This is a genomic window from Dactylosporangium sp. CA-092794, assembly GCF_050948465.1.
In the GTDB taxonomy this organism is placed as follows: Bacteria; Actinomycetota; Actinomycetes; order Mycobacteriales; family Micromonosporaceae; genus Dactylosporangium.
In genome coordinates, this window is sequence record NZ_CP192044.1 from 3,661,784 (window position 1) to 3,684,300 (window position 22,517).

General features: G+C 70.4%; 25 protein-coding genes and 1 pseudogene. 17 read left to right on the plus strand and 9 right to left on the minus strand.

Translation table 11 applies throughout. The annotated features are described in order from the left end of the window. Window positions 1–30: 30 nt before the first annotated feature. Complete coding sequence (locus ACQPXD_RS15710) at window positions 31–1,032, minus strand: sensor histidine kinase (RefSeq protein ID WP_432839011.1); 1,002 nt, start codon at window positions 1,030–1,032, stop codon at window positions 31–33. A 126-nt stretch (window positions 1,033–1,158) separates the two neighbouring features. Next, window positions 1,159–1,794 (minus strand): LuxR C-terminal-related transcriptional regulator, encoded by a 636-nt coding sequence (locus ACQPXD_RS15715; RefSeq protein ID WP_432839013.1) that lies wholly within the window; start codon window positions 1,792–1,794, stop codon window positions 1,159–1,161. 172 nt (window positions 1,795–1,966) lie between these two features. Here ACQPXD_RS15715 and ACQPXD_RS15720 point away from each other — a divergent pair, with 172 nt between their 5' ends. Continuing rightward, entirely contained in the window at window positions 1,967–3,028 is a 1,062-nt protein-coding gene (locus ACQPXD_RS15720; RefSeq protein ID WP_432839015.1) for a malectin domain-containing carbohydrate-binding protein, read from the plus strand. A 37-nt stretch (window positions 3,029–3,065) separates the two neighbouring features. Here the strand turns inward: ACQPXD_RS15720 and ACQPXD_RS15725 are convergent, their stop codons facing one another. Continuing rightward, window positions 3,066–4,448, minus strand: coding sequence for a hypothetical protein (locus ACQPXD_RS15725; RefSeq protein WP_432839017.1), 1,383 nt, complete (start codon window positions 4,446–4,448; stop codon window positions 3,066–3,068). Between the two features lie 112 nt (window positions 4,449–4,560). Between ACQPXD_RS15725 and ACQPXD_RS15730 the strand changes: the two genes are divergently transcribed. Both ACQPXD_RS15730 and ACQPXD_RS15735 read left to right on the plus strand, forming a co-directional pair. Next, the gene (locus ACQPXD_RS15730; protein WP_432839019.1) at window positions 4,561–4,908 is read left to right on the plus strand and encodes a hypothetical protein; all 348 of its coding nucleotides are present in this window, start codon (window positions 4,561–4,563) and stop codon (window positions 4,906–4,908) included. Further along, window positions 4,905–5,801: a DUF2637 domain-containing protein gene (locus ACQPXD_RS15735; protein WP_432839021.1), complete on the plus strand. Its 897-nt coding sequence runs from the start codon at window positions 4,905–4,907 to the stop codon at window positions 5,799–5,801. The genes ACQPXD_RS15730 and ACQPXD_RS15735 overlap by 4 nt, the downstream gene beginning before the upstream one ends. Window positions 5,802–6,007: 206 nt before the next feature. Here the strand turns inward: ACQPXD_RS15735 and ACQPXD_RS15740 are convergent, their stop codons facing one another. Together ACQPXD_RS15740 and ACQPXD_RS15745 are read right to left on the minus strand one after the other, a co-directional pair. Next, complete coding sequence (locus tag ACQPXD_RS15740; RefSeq protein ID WP_432839023.1) at window positions 6,008–6,205, minus strand: DUF397 domain-containing protein; 198 nt, start codon at window positions 6,203–6,205, stop codon at window positions 6,008–6,010. Then, window positions 6,198–7,079: a helix-turn-helix domain-containing protein gene (locus tag ACQPXD_RS15745; protein WP_432839025.1), complete on the minus strand. Its 882-nt coding sequence runs from the start codon at window positions 7,077–7,079 to the stop codon at window positions 6,198–6,200. Before ACQPXD_RS15745 ends, ACQPXD_RS15740 begins: the two co-directional genes overlap by 8 nt. A gap of 322 nt (window positions 7,080–7,401) precedes the next feature. On the opposite strand from ACQPXD_RS15745, the gene ACQPXD_RS15750 reads away from it, so the two are divergent. The 11 genes from ACQPXD_RS15750 to ACQPXD_RS15800 all read left to right on the plus strand — a co-directional run bounded on the left by ACQPXD_RS15750 (window position 7,402) and on the right by ACQPXD_RS15800 (window position 15,892). Next, window positions 7,402–7,698 carry a hypothetical protein gene (locus tag ACQPXD_RS15750; protein WP_432839027.1) on the plus strand — a complete coding sequence of 99 codons (297 nt, stop codon included), beginning with the start codon at window positions 7,402–7,404 and terminating at the stop codon, window positions 7,696–7,698. A gap of 297 nt (window positions 7,699–7,995) precedes the next feature. After that, a complete protein-coding gene (locus ACQPXD_RS15755; RefSeq protein ID WP_432839029.1) occupies window positions 7,996–8,235 on the plus strand; it encodes a hypothetical protein in 240 nt (79 codons plus the stop codon). Further along, window positions 8,213–8,725: a DUF6879 family protein gene (locus tag ACQPXD_RS15760; protein ID WP_432839031.1), complete on the plus strand. Its 513-nt coding sequence runs from the start codon at window positions 8,213–8,215 to the stop codon at window positions 8,723–8,725. The genes ACQPXD_RS15755 and ACQPXD_RS15760 overlap by 23 nt, the downstream gene beginning before the upstream one ends. A gap of 7 nt (window positions 8,726–8,732) precedes the next feature. Continuing rightward, on the plus strand, window positions 8,733–9,587 hold the full coding sequence (locus ACQPXD_RS15765; RefSeq protein WP_432839033.1) for a helix-turn-helix domain-containing protein: 855 nt from the start codon (window positions 8,733–8,735) through the stop codon (window positions 9,585–9,587). A gap of 350 nt (window positions 9,588–9,937) precedes the next feature. After that, window positions 9,938–10,378 carry a helix-turn-helix domain-containing protein gene (locus ACQPXD_RS15770; RefSeq protein WP_432839035.1) on the plus strand — a complete coding sequence of 147 codons (441 nt, stop codon included), beginning with the start codon at window positions 9,938–9,940 and terminating at the stop codon, window positions 10,376–10,378. Window positions 10,379–10,467: 89 nt separating this feature from the next. Beyond that, complete coding sequence (locus ACQPXD_RS15775) at window positions 10,468–11,406, plus strand: hypothetical protein (RefSeq protein WP_432839037.1); 939 nt, start codon at window positions 10,468–10,470, stop codon at window positions 11,404–11,406. After that, window positions 11,388–11,957 carry a helix-turn-helix domain-containing protein gene (locus tag ACQPXD_RS15780; protein ID WP_432839039.1) on the plus strand — a complete coding sequence of 190 codons (570 nt, stop codon included), beginning with the start codon at window positions 11,388–11,390 and terminating at the stop codon, window positions 11,955–11,957. Before ACQPXD_RS15775 ends, ACQPXD_RS15780 begins: the two co-directional genes overlap by 19 nt. 34 nt (window positions 11,958–11,991) lie before the next feature. Continuing rightward, window positions 11,992–12,435: a helix-turn-helix domain-containing protein gene (locus ACQPXD_RS15785; RefSeq protein ID WP_432839041.1), complete on the plus strand. Its 444-nt coding sequence runs from the start codon at window positions 11,992–11,994 to the stop codon at window positions 12,433–12,435. 157 nt (window positions 12,436–12,592) lie between these two features. Continuing rightward, window positions 12,593–13,444: a radical SAM/SPASM domain-containing protein gene (locus ACQPXD_RS15790; protein WP_432839043.1), complete on the plus strand. Its 852-nt coding sequence runs from the start codon at window positions 12,593–12,595 to the stop codon at window positions 13,442–13,444. Further along, complete coding sequence (locus tag ACQPXD_RS15795; RefSeq protein ID WP_432839045.1) at window positions 13,441–14,490, plus strand: mevalonate kinase family protein; 1,050 nt, start codon at window positions 13,441–13,443, stop codon at window positions 14,488–14,490. Before ACQPXD_RS15790 ends, ACQPXD_RS15795 begins: the two co-directional genes overlap by 4 nt. A 31-nt stretch (window positions 14,491–14,521) precedes the next feature. Next, entirely contained in the window at window positions 14,522–15,892 is a 1,371-nt protein-coding gene (locus tag ACQPXD_RS15800) for a phosphomannomutase/phosphoglucomutase (RefSeq protein ID WP_432843858.1), read from the plus strand. A gap of 213 nt (window positions 15,893–16,105) precedes the next feature. On the opposite strand, the gene ACQPXD_RS15805 is transcribed toward ACQPXD_RS15800, so the two are convergent. Beyond that, window positions 16,106–16,252, minus strand: a complete 147-nt coding sequence (locus ACQPXD_RS15805) for an STAS domain-containing protein (RefSeq protein WP_432839047.1) — start codon at window positions 16,250–16,252, stop codon at window positions 16,106–16,108. A gap of 915 nt (window positions 16,253–17,167) precedes the next feature. On the opposite strand from ACQPXD_RS15805, the gene ACQPXD_RS15810 reads away from it, so the two are divergent. Both ACQPXD_RS15810 and ACQPXD_RS15815 read left to right on the plus strand, forming a co-directional pair. After that, a complete protein-coding gene (locus ACQPXD_RS15810; RefSeq protein ID WP_432839049.1) occupies window positions 17,168–18,040 on the plus strand; it encodes a replication-relaxation family protein in 873 nt (290 codons plus the stop codon). Between the two features lie 434 nt (window positions 18,041–18,474). Then, the gene (locus ACQPXD_RS15815) at window positions 18,475–19,353 is read left to right on the plus strand and encodes a replication-relaxation family protein (RefSeq protein ID WP_432839051.1); all 879 of its coding nucleotides are present in this window, start codon (window positions 18,475–18,477) and stop codon (window positions 19,351–19,353) included. A gap of 199 nt (window positions 19,354–19,552) precedes the next feature. Here ACQPXD_RS15815 and ACQPXD_RS15820 read toward each other — a convergent pair whose 3' ends face one another. Both ACQPXD_RS15820 and ACQPXD_RS15825 read right to left on the minus strand, forming a co-directional pair. After that, window positions 19,553–20,245 (minus strand): hypothetical protein, encoded by a 693-nt coding sequence (locus tag ACQPXD_RS15820; RefSeq protein ID WP_432839053.1) that lies wholly within the window; start codon window positions 20,243–20,245, stop codon window positions 19,553–19,555. Window positions 20,246–20,592: 347 nt separating this feature from the next. Next, window positions 20,593–21,039 carry a hypothetical protein gene (locus ACQPXD_RS15825; protein WP_432839055.1) on the minus strand — a complete coding sequence of 149 codons (447 nt, stop codon included), beginning with the start codon at window positions 21,037–21,039 and terminating at the stop codon, window positions 20,593–20,595. A 423-nt stretch (window positions 21,040–21,462) separates the two neighbouring features. On the opposite strand from ACQPXD_RS15825, the gene ACQPXD_RS15830 reads away from it, so the two are divergent. After that, a complete protein-coding gene (locus ACQPXD_RS15830; RefSeq protein WP_432839057.1) occupies window positions 21,463–21,771 on the plus strand; it encodes a hypothetical protein in 309 nt (102 codons plus the stop codon). 289 nt (window positions 21,772–22,060) lie between these two features. On the opposite strand, the pseudogene ACQPXD_RS15835 reads toward ACQPXD_RS15830, so the two are convergent. Further along, window positions 22,061–22,384: pseudogene (locus ACQPXD_RS15835) on the minus strand (integrase core domain-containing protein); the annotation flags it as partial. Window positions 22,385–22,517 lie beyond the last annotated feature (133 nt).

Genomic DNA, 22,517 nt, shown 5'->3' on the forward strand with positions numbered 1-22,517 from the left:
GTGGTGCAGGCCGTTGCCGCAGCTGGAGATCTACGTCGCCTGAGCCGGCAGGTCCAGCCGCACCTCGGTGCCGCTCGGCGCGGCCCGGTCGACGTGCAGGGCGGCGCCGAGCAGCTCGGCCCGCTCGCGCATGCCGTGCAGCCCGTGCCCGGCGGCGAACCCGTCCGTCGGCGGCCCGCACCCGTCGTCGCGCACCACCACCCGCAGCCCGGCCCCGTGCGGCCCGGCCTCGATGCGAATCCGCGCGGCGCCCGCGTGGCGGACGGCGTTGGTCAGCGCCTCCTGCACGATGCGGTACACCGCGGTCTCGGCCGGCGCCGGCAGCCGCGGCAGCCCGTCCACCGCCGCCTCGACGTCCAGGCCGTCGCGGTCGCGCGCGTGCCGGGCCAGGTCCTCCAGCGCCGCCGCCAGCCCCAGCGCGTCGAGCGCCAGGGGGCGCATCTGCGCGATGAGCCGGCGCAGCGACTGGATCTGCCGGCCCACGATCTCCCGGGCCTCCGCGACCCCGGCCGGCTGCGAAGGGTTCCGGGCCGCGGCGAGCGCGCCCAGGAGCACATGGGCCGCGGCCAGCTCCTGCAGGGTGTCGTCGTGCAGCTCGCGGGCCCAGCGGCGGCGCTCGGCCTCGGCCCCGTCGAGGCGGGCGCGGGCGTCGCGCAGCCGGGCCCGGCGCCGCTCCACCGCGGCCTCGCGCAGCGCCAGGCCGGCCGTGGCGAACAGCAGGGCCACCGGGATGAGCAGCAGCAGGACCTCGGGGGCGGGCCGGACGCTACCCTGCCAGAGCCCGGCCACGGCGATGAGCGCCGAGATGCCGGCCGCGGCCAGCAGCCGGGCCCGCACCGCGAACCGCCGGGCGCCCGCGGCCGGCGTCACCGCCAGCGCCAGCAGGAACGCCGCCCCGGCACCGACGCCGGCCCACAGCTCCGCCCGCGGGCTGACGCCGCCCAGCTCCAGCACGATCCCGGCGGCGAGCAGGCCCGCCCCGGCCGCGGCCAGCGCGGCGGCGGCCGGGCCCGGCACCCGGACGCGTCTCACCGCAGCAGCCCGATCCGCCGGGCCGCGGCTTGTTCGTGGCGCGTATGTGCGGCGGGGCGGCTCATCGCAGCAGCCCGATCCGCCGGGCGGCGGCTTGTTCGTGGCGCGTATGTGCGGCGGGGCGGCTCATCGCAGCAGCCCGATCCGCCGGGCGGCGGCGACCAGCTCCGCGCGGCTGGTCGTGCCCAGCCGGGTGCGCAGGTTGGCGCGGTGGGTCTCGACGGTGCGCAGGCTCACCGACAGGCGCTTGGCGATCTCGGCGTTGGTATGGCCGCCGGCCAGCAGCGTCAGCACGTCGCGCTCGCGCGGGCTGAGCTCGTCGGCGGGGGCCGGTCGACTGCGGGCCAGGCGCGCGCCGAGCTCGGCGTCGACGTACACCGAGCCGGCCATCACCGTCTCCACCGCCCGCAGCAGCTCGTCCGCGGCCGCCTCCTTGAGCACGTAGCCGTGCACGCCCCCGGCGAACGCCTCCCGGGCGAACGACACGTCGTCGTGCATCGTGAGCACCACGATCCGCGGCGGCGGGTCGGCCGCCAGCAGCTCGGGCAGCACCGGCAGCGCGCTGTCCGCGCCGAAGCTCAGGTCGAGCACGATGAGGTCCGGCCGCAGCCGGTGCGCGACCGCGCGCAGCTCCTCGAGGCCGGCCGCCTCGCCCTCGACGCGGCAGCGCGGGTCGGCGGCGAGCAGGGCGCGCAGCCCGGCCCGCACCACGAGATGGTCGTCGGCGAGGAGAATCCGCCATCCGCCGGTCGTCTCGGTCATACCGTCGTTTGTACCGCGCGCCCTCGCTGAGTCTGAAATGCATCCCAATGCAAACTATGGCGTTCAATATATATGTGGGTCATTGTGTTGGGGCGGGTGCTGACCGCCCGCCGGCCGCCGACCGGTCTGGGATGCCGATCGCCCGGCCGTTGCCAAGATTGGAGGGCACTGCGTGCCTCACTCCCGCGCCGGCCTCGACCGGCACTCATCGGCCGCCCGCCTGACCGCGGCCATCATCGGACTGCTGACGGTCCTCGCCGCGATCCTCGTGACCCCGCGCCCGGCGCTCGCCGACGGCACCTCACCGGTCCAGACCGTGGACATCGACTCGGGCGGCCCCGGCGACGCGTTCGTGACCGGCGGCCTGCCGGCGTCGAACACGACCGGTTCCAACGGCCTGCCGAACTGGAGCCGGACGGTGGCGCATCCGATTTCGCAGGAGAATTGGAATACGTACCGTTTCCTGGAGTCGGGTTACACGATCGAGCATTTGCAGCCCGGGGTGCAGTATGAGGTGCGGCTGTATTTTTGTGATTGGTATTGGACGCAGGTCGGTAAGCGGATTTTCGACGTGGCGATCAATGGCACTACGGTGTTGCATGATTTTGATGTGCTGGCGACGGCGGTGGCGGCCGGTTTCGATGGTCGGTATCCGGGTGTGGAGCGTGATTTCGTGGTTGCCGCCGATGCGGCGGGTACGATCAGCGTCAACCTGATCCGGGGCTCCGCCGACCAGCCCCTCATCAACGCCATCGTCGTCCACTCGCCGAGCACCCTGGAGGTCGACTCGGGCGGCCCCGGCGACGCGTTCGTGACCGGCGGCCTGCCGGCGTCGAACACGACCGGTTCCAACGGCCTGCCGAACTGGAGCCGGACGGTGGCGCATCCGATTTCGCAGGAGAATTGGAATACGTACCGTTTCCTGGAGTCGGGTTACACGATCGAGCATTTGCAGCCCGGGGTGCAGTATGAGGTGCGGCTGTATTTTTGTGATTGGTATTGGACGCAGGTCGGCAAGCGGATTTTCGACGTGGCGATCAACGGCACTACGGTGTTGCATGATTTTGATGTGCTGGCGACGGCGGTGGCGGCCGGTTTCGATGGTCGGTATCCGGGTGTGGAGCGTGATTTCGTGGTCGCCGCGGATGCGGCGGGTACCATCAGCGTCAACCTGATCCGGGGCCCCGCCGACCAGCCCCTCATCAACGCGCTCGTCGTGACAACCGTGGACTGATTGTCCGGGCCGTGCCGCCTCGCCGGGCGGCACGGCCCTACGGCCAGTCGCGCATCAGGCCCTCGCCGGCGAAGATGTGGCCGGTGTGCGGCTCGGCGACACTCAGCGTGGCGACGGTTCGCCCGGAGGTGTCCAGCGCCTCGATGCTGAGCGAGGCCGGGACCGGGGCGATGATCACGCCGACGCCGCCCGACAGGGCCACGTGCTGGTCCTGGCCGCCGTCGATCCGCAGCTCCGTCGCCTCCGGCGGGGCTAGCACCAGCAGGCGCTCGGAGAGCTCGACCCGGTCGTCGGCGGGCAGGCGTACCGCCACCATGGCATCCGACGGCGCGACCGCAGTGGTCAGCCGGGCGGTCGGGTAGCCGCGGAGGTTGGCCGGGGGCGGCTCGCCGTGGACGAAGTCGACCAGCAGCGCGTCGCCGGTGCCGGTCACCGCGCACACCTGCACCGCCCCGTCACCCAGGTCGCCGAGCGCGACGACGACCGGCCGGAGCTCGCCCGGCGGGGTACCGCCCCAGAGGATGCGCCGGCCGCGCGCCTCGAGATCCGGTATCGCGGGCCACGACCACAACACCTCCTTGACCATGTCGGGATCGGCGTATCCGCGCGGGGCCGGCGGCGGGCTGTTCGCGTGCTTGGGGGGAGTGACGGGCGAGCTGGAGTACACCGTCTCGCGCAGCACTCCGTCGCAGGTGACCCGCCACAGCCGGTTGGCGGGCCCGTTGGTGACGAAGTCCCCGCCCCCGGCCCAGGTGCGCGCGAGCGTGCCGTCCGGGCGGACGTGCGTCGTCGCGGCCCACTCGGCGCTGCAGCCGGGCGGCGCCAGCGCGACCGTGGCGGGCCCCTCCTGCAGGTGCACCGAGAACGGCGACAGCGCGCCCATCTCGCCGCTGTGCCCGTCGACCAGTTCCGCGACCGGGGTGCCCATGGGCGCGGACGAGCCCACATAGAGCGCCCGCCGGTCGTCGTGGAACACCGCGCCGAATACCCGCTCGCCGCCCACGTCGGCTACGAACAGCACCTGCACCCGGTCGAGCTCCGGCCGGGCGCGCCAGTTCCCGGCCGCCGCCCGCAGCCCGTCGGCGATCGCGTCGACCAGCCCCGGCTCGGCCGCGGCGTTGCCCCGCACCGGCGCGTCGAGGATCCGGCGGGTCCATTCGGTCAGCGGCTCGTCCAGCGGCTGCCCGTCGTAGAAGGGACGATGAGGGGAGGGGTACGGCTCGGGGCCCGCCGGTGCGACCAGCACCTGCCCGCCGAGCAGCGCGGCGGCGATCACCGCACCGAGCGCCGGACCACCCCACCGCCAGACCCGCCGACGCCGGCGCCGCCGCAGCAGCCGCCCGAGCGGGTCGGGCGCGGGCCGCACCCCGGCGACCGACCGGCCGAGCTCTTCGCGCAGCCGCTCCTCCAGCGTGCTCATCGTGCGCTCCTCTGCGTGTCCCCGGCCTCCAGCACCCCGCGCAGCCGCGCCAGCCTGCGCGACGCCTGGCTCTTCACGGTAGTCAATGAACGTAAAAAGCCAAGAAACCTTGGTGGCCAGCGAAACCGCCCCTGACCAGGGACATCCTGCGTGGTGCGACCGCACCCGCTGCACCGCCGACCCCGCCTCTCAGGCCAACGGGTACCGGTCGGGTGTCGGTGGACAGCACCGATCGGCCGACCTTCCGCTGAACCTGCGGGCGGGTATGTGGCCGATCCCGCCGCACGCCGTGGCGTTTCTGTCCGAAGCCGTCGCGCCGTGGCGTTGCTCAACCTACCTGCGGATCACCGTCGACAGCGACACCGAGCTTTCCATGCCGGTCGACAACGCCGCTGCGCTGCTCGCCGCACTGTCCGCGCTCGTCGCCTCCGCGATGACCGACGCGGAGGTGACCCGATGAAGACCCGAACCGACAAGGCGCTGCTGACCCTCACCGCGCTGTTCGTCGCCGGTCTGGCCATCGTCGCGGGCGCCATCTCGTTCTCGCACATGCGGGAGTTGGCAACCCACCATGACCAACTCGGGTGGAAGTCGTACGCCTTCCCGATCAGCGTGGACGGTCTCGAAATCGTGGCGAGCCTGTACCTGGTGGCGCAGCGTCGCGCCGGGCGGGCGACCGGTTGGGTGCCGTGGGTGGCGCTGATCGTCGGCACGGCCGCGAGTCTCACCGCGAACGTCGCGGTCGGGGGCGCGGACCCGATCGGCAAGGCGCTTGCGGGGTGGCCGGCGTTGTCCATGCTCGTCTCGGTGAAGCTTCTGTTCGCCATGTTCGATCATGAGGACGATGACCACCGGACGGCGGTCCGGGACGATCAGCGGACGGCCGTCATCGTCCCGGACGTCCGTGGGCCGGTCCAGCAGACCGGACGGGACGACGCGGCACCGTCCGGGACGGCCCACGGCGAGCGGACGAACGCCCCCGTGCCGTCCGCGACCGGCCCGGCCAACCGGCCCGCCGACCACGCGCCGGGCAAGGAGGCTGACGAGGGCCAGCGTGCCGCGACGAGAACCGGCGTCCCGGGTGCTGGGGCGGCGGCGGGGCGAGATATCCGCACCGTGGCGCACCTCGTGCCGGCGGCGCGGGCGGCGCGCGTCAGCCTCGCTGCCGCTGGCCGGTCGCTGTCGCGGGACAACCTCGCCGATGCCATGCGCGACGACGGGCACGGCGTGTCCAACGAACGCGCCTCACTCCTCGTCAAGATCCTCAAGGCAGAGGAGAGTGTGGTATCGCTGGATTCTGTCTCGGCCGCTACGGTCGCACGCACCGAGGACGGATCGGGCGTTGCGGCGTAGCCGAACGGCCGACGTCGACCTTGCCCCCTGTCCGAATGCCCCTCCCGGCTCTGCGGGCGACCGTCCGGGAGGCAGGCAAGTCGGTATGTGCCCGACCCCATGTCTCCACCGGTGCCGAGGAAGGCGCACAGCGACGGTGGACCGGATGCGGAGCTGAACGCGCGAGAGCCCCCGGTTCAGTGCCGGGGGCTCTCGCGCGTGGCAGATCAGATGCGATCGTTCTTCAGGGCTGCGATGAACGCGGCGAAGTCTTCCGGCTCGAACACGAGGGCCGCACCCTCCGAGTCCTTGCTGTCCCGCACGGCGACGATGCCGGGCAGGTTGTCGGCGACCTCCACGCAGTTGCCGCCGTTGCTCCCGCTACGAGTGCTCTTGCGCCAGCTGGCACCGGAAAGGTCATGCATCGTCGTGCTCCTTGGCAAGCGTTATCATCAGTTCTTTGGAACCCTCCACGTCGAGGACCAGGTCGTCCAGCGCATTCCACACGCCCTCGTACGTTTCGACTTCGGCCGGCTTGTCCAGGTAGAGGGCACCGGTGAGCCCTTCGCTGTAGACGGTGGTCGGCTCTGCCGGCCGAGCTTCCTCGGCTCGAAAGTCGAGGATGACGAATGGCCCGCTCTGCGATGCGCGATGCGGGCCGACCGTCATCGGCAGTACGCGGACGTGGACGTTCTTGGCGTCGGATGCCTCAGCAAGGTGCAGGAGTTGTCCCCGCATGCCGGCCCGATCGGCGATTGGTCGCCGGAGCACGCTCTCATCGAGGATCACGTCGAGGGCTGGGGGTCTCGGCACGCGGCGCGCTAGCAATCGCTGGCGCTGCATCCGCAGGCTCACAAGTCGAGCAACCTTCTCCTCCGAGTGATCAGGGTTGGTGCGGAATACGGCGGCGGCGTACTCCTTGGTTTGCAGTAGGCCAGGAACGATGACCGGGTCATACTGCCGTAGCTCACTAGCGGCGGCCTCCAGGCTGACGTACAGCTCGAACCAGTCGGGCATCGCGCCGTCAAATGACGCCCACCAGCCTTGAGCCTTGGTCTCGGCGGCGAGCGCGACAAGCACATCCGTCATGATCGAGTCGACCTGGAACAGGCGGGCAAGCGCGAGCACCTCGACCTTCTTCAACGGAGCCTCGCCAGCCTCGATCCGGTAGATCTTTGACCGACCAACCTCGATCTCCGATGCCGCCGCTGGCACGCTGACGCCCGCCTTCTCGCGGGCTTCCTTGAGTAGCCGACCGAGTTGGCGACGGGGCACGGACGAGCCTGCCGAGTCGGTCACTTACCCACCTCCTGTCTCAGTATCGACGCTCCTGCGGTCCCAAATGAAACACCCAATCGGACCTAACTGGAACACCGGATTCCCGAATCGGGATTCTCATCGAGAAGTGTTGCATCGAAGGAATCCGCTACGCCAGGATCTCATCTAGTGGTGCTCGTGTCACTGCCGGTAGGCGCGGCATGGGCACCCAACCAGACTCCCGGTCCGACCTCACGGCCAACGTAGGGATTCAGCGGGCGCGGGAACGGGGGTCTTCCGTCGCAGCGGAAAGCCCCCGCTGCATAGGCGCACTGGGTTGGAGGGAGCAATGGTTTCAGCACGGGTGAGCATCGGGACGGTCCTCGATGCCGCGCAGGACGTGATCGACAAACACCAGACGTCCATCCAGCACTTCGGACGGTGCGTAGCATGCGGCCGGGACTGGCCGTGCGCCGCTGTGGAGCGTGCGATCCAGACGTTCTACGAGGCCGACCGGCTCCCCACGCGGACCCGGATGCCGCTGACCGAAGCGGTGGGCGTGCGAGTCTCGCCGGTGGACTGGTTCGGCTCGGGACGGGTGACGACGGTTGCGCAGGGTGGCCCGGTGCCCCGTGCCTGGAAGTGGAGGCAGGCGCGGTGACCACGACGGAGCCGCTGACCGCGGACGGGCTGCGCGGGGTGCTGGCCCGATCTTGACCTGCGCGATCCGGTCCCAGCGCCACGAGCAGCGGATCTGCCGGAGGCGGGCCAGGACAACCGCGCTTGAGCTGATCACCGGCGACAACGCGTTACCCATCACCTTGCAAGTTGGACGAAGGATCACGCCCGAGAGCAGCACCGAGTCTCGCGCACACTTCTGCACAGCCTCTTGAGACGCTGGTAGGCGTCACGCAGACTCGCTCACATCGCATCCACACAGGACCCAGGGAGGACCAGAATGTCGCTACGGTTCATCGGCAAGGACGCGGAAAGCCCGAACAACGGCTCGCCTACGGTATGGGTGGACGAGGAGGACGACAGCATCGTGATTCAGGGCTGGAAGATCACCGACGCGATGACGCTCGCGGCCATCGAGGCAACCGGCCCGATCCCCGGGCACGAGACGGTCGTTAGGCTGCCGCGCCGCATGGCGTCGATCCTCGGGGAGGTAGTTGGTGGCAACCTCGGAGACCGCTAGGCTTCTCGTCGCTGCTTCCCGGTCTGCCTATCACCTGGAGCTGCGCGACGCATACACGCCGAACGACCCCGACTGGCTCGACTGGCAAGCGGGCAACCACTTCGACCCCGCCGAGCGCTGGTACGAGTGGCACAGGCTCATCAAGGAGACCACCGGTCGCGGCGTCGTCATCCGCAGAGCCCGCATCATCTCCGAGCCGGTCACCGACTACGTGATCTTCGAGTACGACGTCACCGAGGCACACAACATCGCATCGGGCGAGTCCGTCCGCTGGCTCTCCCGCTCGCAAGCCTCCGATCTCCTCATGCCGCCTACGGACTTCTGGGTCATCGACGGCGTGACGGTGTTCAACCACTTCGACGGCTTCGGCAACTGGGTAGGCGAGGAGGTCCGCGACGACCCCGAGCTGGCCCGCCGGTTAACCGAGGCGTTCTACGCCGTGTGGAACCGCGCGACACCGCACGACGCCTACCGGCCACTGACGAGCTAAACCTCCGTTGTCCGCGTCCTCGTCGTCTAGTGCCCAGCAAGCCCGCGAAGCCCTCGGGCTGAGACTTCGCGAGATCCGCGTGGAGGCTGGGCTCACGGCGTCGGCGCTCGCGGTGCTCATGGGCAGGCACCACGCGAAGGTGTCGCGGATCGAACATGGTTCCGCGGCACCTTCCGAGGCGGACATTCGCGCGTGGTGCAACCACTGCGGCGTGTCCGACCAGATCCCGGACCTCCTCGCCACACTCCGCGCCGTAGAGACGATGTGGGTCGAGTGGCGCCGCATGGAGCAGGCCGGTCTACGGCACGCTCAAGAGGCGATCTGGCCGCTCTACCAACGGACCCGACAGTTCCGCGCCTACACGCCGAGCCTGCTCCCGGGCGTGCTCCAGACAAGGGCGTACACAACCGCGATCCTCACCGCGATCGGACGTCGCCGCGCCGTCCCGGATGACATCGAAGACGCCGTCGCCGTCCGCATGGAACGCAAGGCCATTCTCCACGACGCGCGGCATCGCTTCGCGTTCCTGATCGAGGAGTCAGCTCTGACCGCTGGAGTCGGCGGAGCCGAGGTCATGATCGGACAGCTCGGCCACCTGATCGAGCTGTCGGCCGCGCCAACGGTGAGCCTAGGAGTCCTGCCGGCCCGCCCTGACCGCGACGACGCTTGGCCCGTCGAGGGCTTCTGGATGTTCGATGACGAACAGGTTCAAGTCGAGCTGGTCTCCGGGCACCTCACCGTCACCCAGCCACGCGAGATCGCAATGTACGCCCAGGTCTTCACCGAGCTGGCTGAGGCCGCGCTGTACGGGCCGGCCGCCCGCTCCCGTATCACCGCCGCGATCGACGCGACGGGCGCCTGAGCAGATTCGATCGCACACTTCCGCACACTCGTTGAGCTGCGATCCCCCGGCTACCTAACGTTGCTTTCCGAGATGAGGCAATTACCGGCAACTCGGACTCCCCACAGCTGCGCTCGCTGAGACCGGTGCGGTGGTGGGTGATCGGCGGGGTGCGCGCAGCTCGGGCGTGTTGTGCGCTCTCGTGCGCCGTGACGGTCGGCGCGTACTCCGCCACTTTCAACAGGCGAGATCGAGCGCGGCAGGGCGTGCACCGCTGCGGAGTGCATGCCCGGAGTGGCCGTTCGGGATGGATGTGGAGACGTCGGACGTGACACAGCGACGGAGAGGCGATTTCGGTGACGAGTCGTGACATGCTCGCCGCCCGCGTGGAGGCGGGGGCCGGGCGCGGTTCGTCGGCGGTTGTGCCGGTCGGACAGCCGTGGGCAACCGGGACGGTGGGCTGCCTTCATGCGCCGGCTTGCGGCTGTGATGTGGCAGTGGCCCGGTGGACAGGTCGGGAGATCCGGATGTTGCGTGAGGCGTTGCGGTTGAGTGTGCGCGCGTTCGCGGAGCGGTTGGGGATGGCTGTGTCGACGGTGCAGCGGTGGGAGGACCGGCATCGGCCGTCGCCGCCGAGTCAGGCGACGCAGTCGGTGTTGGATGACGCGCTGCGGCTGGCCGGTGTGGACGCGCGGACGCGGTTCCGGATGCTGGTGCTGGCCTCGCTGGGCGCGCCCGACAGTGGGGTGGTCGGTGACGCCGGGGCGATCCCTGCCTCGGGTGGTGGCGCATGGTTGCGGGTGGCGTCGTGACGGGCGCGGTGGTGCGGCGGTGCCGGTGCGGGACGCGGTTGGCGCGGGACCATGCCGGGGATTGGTGCGGGCCGTGCGAGGTGCGGCGGTTGCAGCTGGAGGCGGCGCCGCCTCGGGTTCCGCCAGAGTTCTGGGACCATCCGCCCCTGGCTGAGGCGCTCGCTGCGCAGCATATGGGGCAGGTGTTGCGGGCGTATCGGCGGCATCCGTGGCATGGCGGGCAGGGGATACCGCAGCCCGTGGTGGGCGGCTGGCTGGGGTTGGCGCAGACGCAGGTGAGCCGGTTGGAGACGGGCCGGGCGCGGAAGCATCTGGACTGGCTGACGTTCGTTGCGCGGACCCTGCGGATTCCGCGGGAGCGGTTGTGGTTCGCGATGGACGACGATCCCGGAACACCTGGTGAGGTGGTGGCGCCGAGGGTGGCGCCGCGTGTGCCGAACGAGCTGCTGCGCGGGGCCAGGCTGGCGCGGGTGTCGCCGTCCGGGTCGGGCCGGGCGCTGTCGCGGCAGGAGTTGGCCGACGCACTGAACGCCTGGGTGTACACCCAGCACGGCCGTGATATCGGGCTCACCGAGCGGTCGATCGGGAAGTTGGAACGTGGCGATACCCGGTGGCCGTCGGTCCTGGTGCGGGATGCGCTGCGGGCGGTGCTGGGTGTGGCGAGTGATGCCGAGCTGGGGCTGTTCCGGATCAGGGACTACATGGCGCCGCTGCCCGCGGGTGACGCGACCGGCGCGCAGCCATCGCAGGCCGGGCAACCGGCGGCGCCGGGGCTGGTCCAGGTCGGGCCTGACGGGGCCGTGTTCGATGTGGACGGCAGGCAGGCTCGGGACGGGTGGCCGGCGGTGCAGGTGGTCGTTGCGGCGGGCGCGATGGCGAGCATCACGGTTGCCGATGGCGGCACGGGCGGGCCGCTGATACGGCTGCTGGTGTCTGGGACTGACGCCCTGACCGGGCACGCGGCCGAGGTCGACGGCCCGGACGGCGGGCGGGTGTACTCGATGGCGGCATGGCGGGGGCGGCGATGACGGCCGGGCGGGCACCGTTGCCCGGGCAGGAGCCTGGCGCGGCGCAACGGCAGTTCGGCGCGGACCTGCGGCACTGGCGCACGGTGCGGGGCTGGCCGCAACGGGAGCTGGCCGAGCGGGTCAACTACAGCCGGGAGTTCGTGGCGATGGTGGAGCGCGGCGCGCGGTGGCCGACCGAGGATTTCGCCCGACGCGCGGATGCGGTGCTGGCCACGGGTGGGGTGCTGCTGTCGCGGTGGCCTGAGGTGGAGGCGGAACGCGCGGCGGTGATGCCGTCGCTGCAACCGCGCGCCCTCGCTGCGGTGCTGCCGTTGCGGCGTGCGGAGCCGGACCGGTCCACCTCGGATGCCCCGGTGACCGGCGATCCCCTCGCGGCGATGGTGATCGACGTGTTGCGGGCGTGTCCGGGCGCCCGGGTGGCGGTCTTCGCCATGGACGGTGACGGAACGGGTCCGGCGTCTACGGGCGATCGTGACGGGTCCGCCGTGGTCCACCTCGCGAACTTCCGCACCGGGACGACTCGGCGGCGGGCGAACGGAGCGCGGCAGTGAACGCCGACGGTGTGGCGGACCGGGTGGCCGGCTGATGGCGCCGCCACCGAAGGCGCTGGAACCGTTTGTGTCGGCGCGGCATTTCCTCGGCACGGAGCTGCGCAGGTGGCGGGAGCTGCGCGGGCTGTCCTCGGTGCAACTGGCGGCGCGGGTGTTCGTGAGTGCGTCGCTGGTGCAGAAGGTGGAGTGCGCGGAACGCGCCGCGCATGCGCAGGTGATCGAGGCGTGTGATGCCGTGCTGGACACCGGCGGCGCGCTGGGGCGGCTGCTGGCGTTCATCGAGCACACCGAACAGGCCGGGAGCGGCCCGGAACAGGCGGCGGGTGTCGTGGTCCCGATCGGCGCTGCGCAGGTGTTGATCCGAGTGGTGGCGGAACTGGTCCCGGGCGGCCCGGACATGCGGGCGGCGGCCGGATCGGGTGGCGGATCGGCGCGGCTGTATGCGCTGCCTGGTGGCGGTTCGGGACATGAGAGGTAGGAGCGGGCAGACGACGGCCGGTGCCTCGTCGCTGAACGGCCACCACCCGCGCCAGCATCGGGCACCGGTACAGCAACGGCGGTAAAGGCCGATGGGTAACCACACGGGCACCGTGGCGCGGGCGGCTGAACGCGAGCGGGAATCCTGGGGAGGAAGCATGATCGACACGGCAAGGTTGGTGCTGCCGCGCTACGTGGAGGTGGAGACTTCCCGGCGCTGCAACCGCGCGTGCGCGTGGTGCCCGAACGGTGAGCACTCGGCGCGGCGTCGGCAGGAGGTGATGGACTGGGAACTGTTTCGCCGGGTGGTTGATGAGCTGGGCGGGTTGGGGTTCGCCGGGTTTCTGGCGTTCCACAACTACAACGAGCCGCTGTTGAACCGGCGCCTGCTGGACGAGATCCGCTATGTGCGGGCGCGGGTGCCCGGTGCGCGGCCGGCGGTCTACAGCAACGGCGACGTGCTGGATTGCGCGCTGTTTGAGCGGCTGGTGGCGGCTGGGGTGGCCTACGTGCGGGTGACGCGCTACCCACGCCGTGCGGATACCCCGCCCAGCTATGACGTGATCAAGACGTGGTTGGACCGGGCCGGGCTGATCGACGCGCTTGGTTGGCGCTTCCAGCCGGTCCGGCAAGGGCTCGCGGCGCTCGGCGAGGCAGACGGACTGCGGGTGGAGGTGATCTCCCCGGCGATCGTGGACGTCTACAACAACCGGGGCGGGTCGGTGAGCACGCTGCCGGTGCTGGCGCGGCAGCGTACCGACCCGTGCCTGATGACCGCGACGAGTGCGGTCATCGACTACCGGGGCCGGATGAAGATGTGTTGCTGCGTCTACCCCGAGGCGTCCGCACACGCCGGGTACGTCATCGGGGACCTGCGCACCGCCACGTTCGCCGAACTGTGGGACTCGGCGCAGATGCGCGCCTACCGGGCCGCGCACGCCCGCGCCGACTGGTCGCTGTCGCCTGCGTGCGCCACCTGTGTGCAGCCGTTGCCGGAGACACGCCGATGACCGCCGTGGCGATGGCTGAGATGCGCGAGCGGCTGCGCTCGGCGGCGGTGTCGGCGTGCGCGCCGGGCCGGCTGTGCCTGGCCGGGGAGTCCCTGGACTGGATGACCGGCGGCCCGTCGGTGGTGGCGGCGGTGCCGCTGCACACCGAGGTGTCGGTGACCCGGGGCGACGGCGGGCCGGTCGTGCTGCACTCCCCGGACACCGAACCCGCGACGCGGGTGGTGCACCTGCCGGAGTTGGGCGCCTACGCCGGGGACGGGCTGGACTACATGCAGGCCACGGCGAAGGTGGTCACCGGTTCGTGGCCGCTGCTGATGGGCGGCGCGACGATCGAGGCGCGTTCGTCGGTGCCGGTCGGGGCGGGGCTGTCCAGTAGTGCCGCGTTGACGGTGGCTACGGCGGCGGCGTTGATGCGCTTCGCGGTCGGGGTGATCCCGCCCGCCCCGAGCGTGGCGTGGGCGGCGTACCACGCCGAGGCGGGCGAGTTGGGCACCGGCGCCGGGTGGATGGACTTCCTGGCCTGCACGCACGGCGGGGTGTGCCGCATCGACGCGGGCGAGCAACCCCGGGTGACCCGGCTGTCCGGCAGCCTCGGCGCGCCGCTGGTGCTCATCGACACCATCCAGCGGCGCACCACACGGGCGGTGCTCGCCTCGAAACGGGACCGGTACCGGTCCGGCGATCCGGCGATGCGCGCCTACGCCGAAGCGGCGACCGGCATCGTTGGCGAGATGACCGCCGAACTACGCTCGGCAGCGCCGGACGCGGCGCGGGTCGGCGGCCTGCTCAATCAGGGACAGGCGTTGCTGCGCGAGTTGGTGCACTGCTCAACCGACCTGATCGACGAGTGCGTCACGCGCTGTCTGGCGGCCGGGGCGTACGGAGCGAAGCTAACTGGCTCAGGGCACGGCGGGTGCCTGTTCGCGCTTGCCCCGCTGGACGCGATCGGGCCGGTGTTGGCGATGCTTCGTGACTTGCCGGTGCGGGTCATGGTGTTCACTACCAGTGAGGCGCACGGGGTGGTCTTCCCCCCGTCAGAGTTCTAGATCCTGCAACTACGAGGGGGTTTCCGCGAGGATGCAAGACCTGGGCAAGCTGATCAAGGCGTACGACATCCGGGGTACCGTGCCCGACCAGTTCAACGAGGGGTTGGCGGTCCAGATCGGGGCGGCGTTCGCCCGCTGGTCGGGCGCGGAGTCGATCGTCACCGTGCGCGACATGCGGCCCTCCTCGCCCGGGTTGGCGGCGGCATTCGCCGCTGGGGCGACCAGCCAAGGTGTCAACGTGATCGACGCCGGGTTGGGCTCGACCGACATGGTGTACTTCGCGGCCGGCTACCTGAACATGCCCGGCGCGGTGTTCACCGCCAGCCACAATCCGGCGCAGTACAACGGGATCAAGCTGTGCCGGGCCGGTGCCGCCCCAATCGGGCAGGACACCGGCCTACGCGACATCCGAACCATGATCGAAAACGGGGTTGCGGCGTTCGACGGGCCACCCGGCACGGTCACCAGCCGGGACCTGCTCGGCGCATACGCCGGTTACCTGCGCGAACTGGTCGACCTGTCCGCGATCCGCCCGTTGAAGATCGTGATCGACGCGGGCAACGGCATGGGTGGCCACGTCGCCCCGGCGGTGCTCGGCGACGCGATGCTGCCTAGTCTGCCGTTGGAGATCGTGCCGTTGTTCTTCGAGTTGGATGGCACGTTCCCCAACCATGAGGCGAACCCCCTCGATCCGGCGAACCTGGTTGACCTGCAAAAGGCGGTGGTCGAGCACGGGGCGGACGCCGGGTTGGCGTTCGACGGGGACGCGGACCGGTGTTTCCTGATCGACCAGAACGGCGAGGCGGTACCACCGTCCGCGATCGTCGCGTTGATTGCCACCAGGGAACTCGCCCGCGATCCCGGCGCGGCGATCGTCTACAACGTGATCACCTCACAGGCCGTCCCGGAGATCGTTACCGAGGCGGGCGGGGTGCCGGTGCGCTGCCGCGTCGGGCACTCGTTCATGAAACAGCGCATGGCCGAGCATGACGCGATCTTCGGCGGGGAGCACTCCGGGCACTACTACTTCCGCGACTTCTGGCGCGCCGACACCGGCATGTTGGCCGCGATGCACGTCCTTGCCGCGCTCGGCGGGCAGGACCGGCCGCTGTCCGAACTCGCGGGCCAGTACACCCGCTACCACGCCTCGGGTGAGATCAACTCGGAGGTGCCGGACCCGGCCGCGACCCTGCAACGGGTGGGTGCAAGCTACGCCGACACGGCGGGCGTGTCCGTCGATTGGCTCGACGGGCTCACCGTGTCCTACGGTGCGTTGTGGTTCAACCTGCGCCCGTCGAACACCGAACCGATGTTGCGGCTCAACGTCGAAGGACCCGACACCACCTCGATGGTCCGCCTGCTCGATTCGGTGCTGGCACAGGTGCGTGGGACGGCCGGCTGACCCCGCGCGGGTGCTCCGATGGCGGAGTCGGCGACGGCCGGGGCGAGGATGGCTCGCCCCGGCCGTACCGTGTCCGCTGCCGGGCGGGTATCTCGCGCCGGGTGGGGTGAGGGTGTCAAGCTGTGAGGGTGACGCGCGGTGTTGCTGGACGGCCAGCGTCCGGGGCGGGACGGGCGATGCCTGACCCCGACCGGTGGCGCGCCACGGTGGGCGCTATGCCGTCCCGCGCGGCGCGGTGACGAGCACGTTGATAGCGGTGGAGTCCAGGAACGTCACGCCAGCGAAGTCGACGGTGAGGGCTGCGGGACGCTCGTCGATGGCCGGACTCAACGCCTCGCGAAGCTGATCGGCTGTGCTCATGTCGATCGTTCCGGTGGCCACCAGCCGCGCTCGGCTGCCCGATCGATGTGCGGCCACGTCCACCGGGCGCGTGAGACATCCTGACCACTGAACATGATCATCCCTCGCCTTGGCTGCGGAACAGTGGACTGACCGCCAGTCTCCTCCGCTCCTTCGATGCCGGTGTGCTGGTCGGCGGCGGCCAGGGACGTGCCGGGCAGGGCTGTCGCGGCTGCGTGAGCCACGCAGCGTCTTGCCGTCCACGGCGATCGCGCGTCTGGATCCGGGTGCTGGTGCGGGGATCCGCGCGGCGAGCCGTCTGCCGATCGCCGCGGCGAGGAGATTCGGATCGACGGCCTGAAGCACTCGGCGGATCATCGCCTCGGACGGTCGCCGGTGGGCGTCGATGCTGAGGGTGCCAGCTGCGTCGGCGGCCAGGTCGGCTACCCGTTCGCCGATCGCGGTGTCGGGGGCGGTAGCCGGCCACGACCGCGCTGACTGCTGCGGTGATCACGACAGCCACCGCTGGCACGGGAACGCCGGGCGAACTGATGCTCGGATACTTGAGGTGTTTTGCCCTGGTGTGTCGTGGGCGTTTCGGAGGACATGATGGACAGCGACACGCAAGAGAGCGCTCTCCGGAAGCTCTTGGTGATTGAGAAATAACCATCGCGCGGGAGTCCGCCCGCTGCCGAATGGTCGGCTGTCTCGCTGGTGCCGTGGCTGCAGAGCGGCTTCACAGCCCCCTGGTGCACTGGACACGCCAGCCGATTGTGGGTGAGTCTGACATCAGCCGATCGGTGGATGCAGTGAACAGCGAATCCGGATGGGCCGCTGTTGATCAGCCATGTGTAGGCAAGGAAACGGTCGCGGAAGCCCCTGAAGGGGCCTCGGGCCGACATGATCGTTGCCGGTCCGGGGGCGGAGGAGGGGCGTGTGCGGAGGCGGTACGGGGCCGGGCCGCGCCGGTTGTTTCCGATCCCTGCGGACGACGTTGACCCGTCCGAGGCGGTGCTTGGCCGGCTCGGGCTGCAGCACTGGGCGGTGCTGGGCGTGCTGGCCGAGCATGGCGAACTGACGGTCGACCAGATCACGAGGCTGTTGTTCGGCAGCCGCTCGACCGCGGTCCGGCACTTGGGCGTGCTGGTGGAGGCGGGTCTGGTGCGGCGGTACGAATCGGTCCGGGGCCGAAGCCACCTGGCCCACTACCACGCCGGGGCCGCTGGACTGCGGGCGCTGCGGCGGCGACTACGGCAGGAGGGCCGCCCGGTACCGCCGAAGCTGGGCAGCGAGACGTTCGGCCGGCCGGTGGTCACCGAGTTCTTCGCCCGCCTGGCCGCCGCGCCCGACGGGCACCTGTACCGGTGGCGCCGTCATGTGGACACCGCGCTCTGGCTGGCCAGCCACGACATCCACGGGGTCCGCCCGCAGGCGTACAGCATATGGATCGAACACGACGTCGCCGTACGGTTCGTGCTGCACATTGACGACGACAGCGTGACCCCGCTCACCCACCGGGCACCGCCACCCCCAACCCGGGAGCTCGCCGGCTACCGGACGGCGCCCCGCGGCGTACCGGTCGCCGCGATCCTCATGATCACCCCCACCGGGCTGCGGGAACGCGAACTGCACCAGGGGCTGGCCACCGCACCGCTGCCGGTGACCGTCGCGTCCACCACGCTGCGCCGGTGCTCCCGGGCCGCCAGCCCGGCCGACGCGATCTGGAACGTCGCCGGCGCCGAGCGGGGCACGCTGGTGCGGCTGGCCGAAATCCCGCACGCCGATCAATCCAACGCCGCCACACCCTAACCCCGGCCGCCCAGAACGGCGCAAGGCGCCGGGCGCCCAACTGGTCTCGGCCCGACCCAACGCCGTTTGGTCTGCGGGCCGCCGGCCCGGTCACGTCCTGGCCCTCGGTCAAGCGCCCCGCCCGGTCCACATGGCGGCTCCATCAGTCCGTTCCTTACCGTCCAGGAGACATCCATGCCTGCCTACAAGTCACTGCTATCCGCGCCGACCCGGACGGCGATCGGTTGGCTGCCTGCCCGTTACCCGGCCGGGGTCGGCTCGGGAGTCCGGCTTATCGTCCGGCCGGGTATCCGGCTTGAACCAGACCGCGAACCGGACCCCCGCCACCACCTAACAGGGCAGGCCACCGGCCGTGTCCGCATCGGCGGGGCGGTCGCGACAGACCCCTGTCTGGGGGCCTCCCGGTGGGGTAAAACCCTATGCGGCGGGCGCCGATGAACGACGCTGTCCTGCGCGTGCAGTCCCAGTTGACCGACCGGGACCACATCCTGCTCGGCTGGCTGCACGACCACGGTGTACTCACCTCATTCCAGATCGCCCACGCGCTCTACCCCTCTATCGACTTCGCCCAGAAACGGCTCCGCAAACTCGTCGCCATCGCCGTACTGGCCCGTTTCCGGCCCCACAAGCCTGACGGCGGCTCGTACCCGTACCACTACGTGCTCGACCAGCTCGGCGTCGATGTCGTCTCCGCGCAACGCGGCGACGAACTACCCCGCCGGGACCAGGCCCGCAAACGCCGCTGGCACCTGACCAACCGGGCCAATTTGCCACACCTGCTGGCCACCAACCAGTTCTTCACCGACCTCGCCGGCCACGCCCGCATCCACCCCGACACCGGCCTGCTGCGCTGGTGGCCAGCCGCCCGTTGCCAGCAGACCGGCGCGTTCGCCGTGGACGGCGACGACATGCAGGTGCGGGCCTACACTGCACCGGTCCGCCCGGACGGGCACGGCATCTGGCGCGAACGCCACACCACGGTGCCGTTCTTCGCCGAGGTCGACCGGTCGACCGAACCGCTGTGGAAGCTGGTCGGCAAGCTCGACGGCTATGCGGCGCTCGCCCACGCGACCAGGCGGGTCTGGCCGGTGCTGTTCTGGTTGGAATCGCCGCTGCGGGAACGGCATCTGCACCAGGCGCTGACCGACGCCCGGGCCAGCTACCCGGTAGCCACCAGCGTTCGCGGCGACCCCGCCATGACCGGTAGGAGCCCAGCCGACCAGGTGTGGTGGCTCCACCACCGTGATGGCGGCCCGCTGCGACTGGCCGACCTCCCCCATACCATCACCGACGGCTATGGCCAAGCCGCATGAGACAGTAGCCGTCGCCGGGGAACCGGCCAGGGCAATGACCCAACTGACCCCCAACGAGGCTGAGCCGGTTGGGTGCCAGCCGGCGTCCTCGTTGGGTCCGTTGGGCACGGCCACTCAACTACATGTCGTGGCTCACGCCCAAGAATCCGTTGGTGTGTTGGAGTGTGGCGTCGCTCGAACGATCCGGTCCTGGTTGGGTTCAGAGCGGGAGTTCCAAGCTGCCCACGGTGTGTCCGTCGTCGTCAGCGGCCTCGACAGTCAGTTGGGTGGCGTTGGCCGGGACGTCGGGTTCGTAGTGGCGGTGTACCCGCCAGTCTGTGCCTGTGCCTCCTGCGCTGCCGCTCATCATGCGGTAGCTGGTGCCGAGGTCGTCACGGAGGCGGATGGCCACGTCGAAGAGGCGGTGGCCGCGTGTCATGGGCGGGCTGAGTGTTCCTGCGCCGCCGCGGCCTTCGCGACGCGCGACGGCCCATTCGTTGAGTTTCGCTTCCTGTTCACGGACGTGCTGTTCGGCCTCGGCGGTCGGCACTGCGACAACGAACAGATCGACGCGGTTGGTCCACAGTTCGACGCTGGTGAGCACGAACGGCATGCCGTCGACCTGCGCCAGGGGTTGGGCGACGGCCAGTACCCGAGGCAACGCGGGGGCGGGCGCTGGTTCGAGGTTGATGAGGCCCGGCGGCCGGACATCGAAGCGTGCTCGGCGACGGGCGGCCTCGACTGCCTGGTCGAGACGTTGCCGGGCGTCGGTGTGCGTGATGTCGTCAAGCACACCGCAGTCGTGCAGCGCGGCCAGTTGTCCGCGCAGTAGGTCCGCGTCCTGGCTGTAGGCCAACGATTCCCGTTCCAGCATCGGCGTGAACACGGTGGCGAGCCACTGTCCTGCATCCATGCTGTCCAGTCTGGCTCAAGAATCGCGTCGGCGGGCGCCGACGAGGAGGTCGCCACTGAACCCCGACCAGTAGCCCGTACCACCCCGGGCACTGTGCTTCCAGAACGTCCCGGCGACCGCGCCCGGTCAGCCACGTGTCCTGTGACAGGACGCTATAACTTGCTCTGTCCGCTCACAGGCGGCTACGGGCATCCGCGTTGTTCGACGCTGGTTGATACCGGCGAACCGTTGCGGCGCAACACATCCCGGACGGGGCGGCACGCATCAGCATGACCGCTGCCCGTCCGGGGCGCAAGTACGCCGCGCCAGGTGCGGCTACCGGGAGCGCCGGCCCGCCCGGCGCCCGCTCATCGCTGCGGCTGCCGGCGTGCGGGGTTGGGCTGGTCGGTGGCGCACCACGGGCACAGCACTGCGGGGGCGGCGGCCGGAACGGCGAACTGATGCCCGCACGGGCGGCGGCTGCGCCGAGACCCGAACCGGCGGTACCGGGTCCCGGCACAGGTCACCGTCACGTCGACGGGCACCTCGTCGCCAACGGTGCGGGGCTGGGCGTGCCCGCACGCGTCGCACACCGCCTCCGGTGGCGGCGCGGTGATGTCGCGCCGCGCCATGTCGATCGTGTACAGGCGCCGGTCGGTGCTGTGGGCGGTGACCTGGCCGCACCCATCACACCGCAGATACCGCACAGTGAGCGGCGTCGGGTGACGCACGTCCCGGACGAACTCACGCACCACCATCCGCACCAACACCCAACCGGTCAGCTCGGGCTGCTCGCCGTCCGGTCGCTGCGCCATGGCCACCATCAGACCGCACCCGGCCGCTGCTCGCGGACGTTGAAAAATCGTTGCTGACGGACAGTTGAGTCCCGGCTCGCGGACACCAAACTTCGTCCTGACCGTTGACAGCCGCACCAGGCAACCTCCGCCCCGGGCCGCACCGGCTCGGCCCTGCGGCGTCAACCGTCACGCCACCCGCCACGGTGCGGGGCCACCTCGTGGCGGGTGGCGTCGTGCCGGACGGGGCGGCACCAACGTGCCAACCCCGAACCCCTGTCCTGCCGGCCCGTCCGTCGTGGTGCAGGCCGCTGTCAGCAGGTCCACCAACGGCCGTGATCCGTAGCGCGTCCGTCAACCGTTCCCGCACAACGTCGAACCCGCAAAGGAGTCCGCAATGGTCACAACCTCCCCGAACCCCTTGAACGTCCACAGTGGAGGAAAATGGCTACCAGCCACCCCGACACGTCCGGTCGTATCCCTGACCGGCGGCTGAACCGGCGCGCCACCACGACGGCTGACCCGACCCGGCCGACCGGCGGCAGCGACACGGACACGGGCAACCCGAACCGTGATACCCCTGGCCACCCGAACGCGCGCGGCACGCTGCCGATGGCGCGGCGGCTGTTGGACCTCGCCACCGAGGACGAGATCCAGGCTCTTGCCGCCGAGGCCGGGCCGATGAGCGAGGACCAACGCGCCACCCTGGCCCGGCTGCTGCGCCTCAACCGGCGTCACGACCGCGCCGCATAACACCCCGGACGCCCGGCGTAGCCCTTCGACGGGCTGCGCCGGGGCGGTGACCGGTTGCCGGTGCTGAGGGCTGGATCGAACACGGGGAGCTGGCGCGACGAATGACCGCGTCAGGGAGACCTTTATGCGACGTTCTTCGAGCGGTGAGCTTGATCGTGGTTGCCGGACAGTGCTTCCGTAGATTCATCGCGTGTTTGGGCGATGGAAACCTGATACCCCGCCTCGGAAAATATGCGTATGGCTGCAATTTCCTGTGGGGTGTCAAGCCCCGGGTTTGATGGAGACGAAGTTATTTGGTTTCCAGGGTTGCGGTGAGTGGGTGGGTCATCGCGTGTAGCGCTTCGTGTTCGGCGGGCGGGACGTGCCCGAGCTCGCCGTGCAGGCGCCGGTTGTTGTACCAGTCGATGTACTCGACGGTGGCCATCTCCAGGTCGTCAAGCCCGCGCCAGGGTCCTCGGTTGCGGACGAGTTCGGCCTTGTAGAGGGAGTTGAACGCTTCGGCCATCGCGTTGTCGTAGGAGTCGCCCCTGGACCCGACCGAGGCGGCGGCGCCGGCCTCGGCGAGGCGCTGGCTGTAGCGGATCGCCCGGTATTGCACGCCGCGGTCCGAGTTAAACCGATTTCGGTTTAACTCCGATTACGCCGAGTTCTGCGTTAAGCCGAGGATCGTGGGATGGCCTGTGGTGGCCGGGTGGCCCTGGCTGATTCCTCGGCTTAACGATCCTGCGGTTGGTGGCTACCGTCCG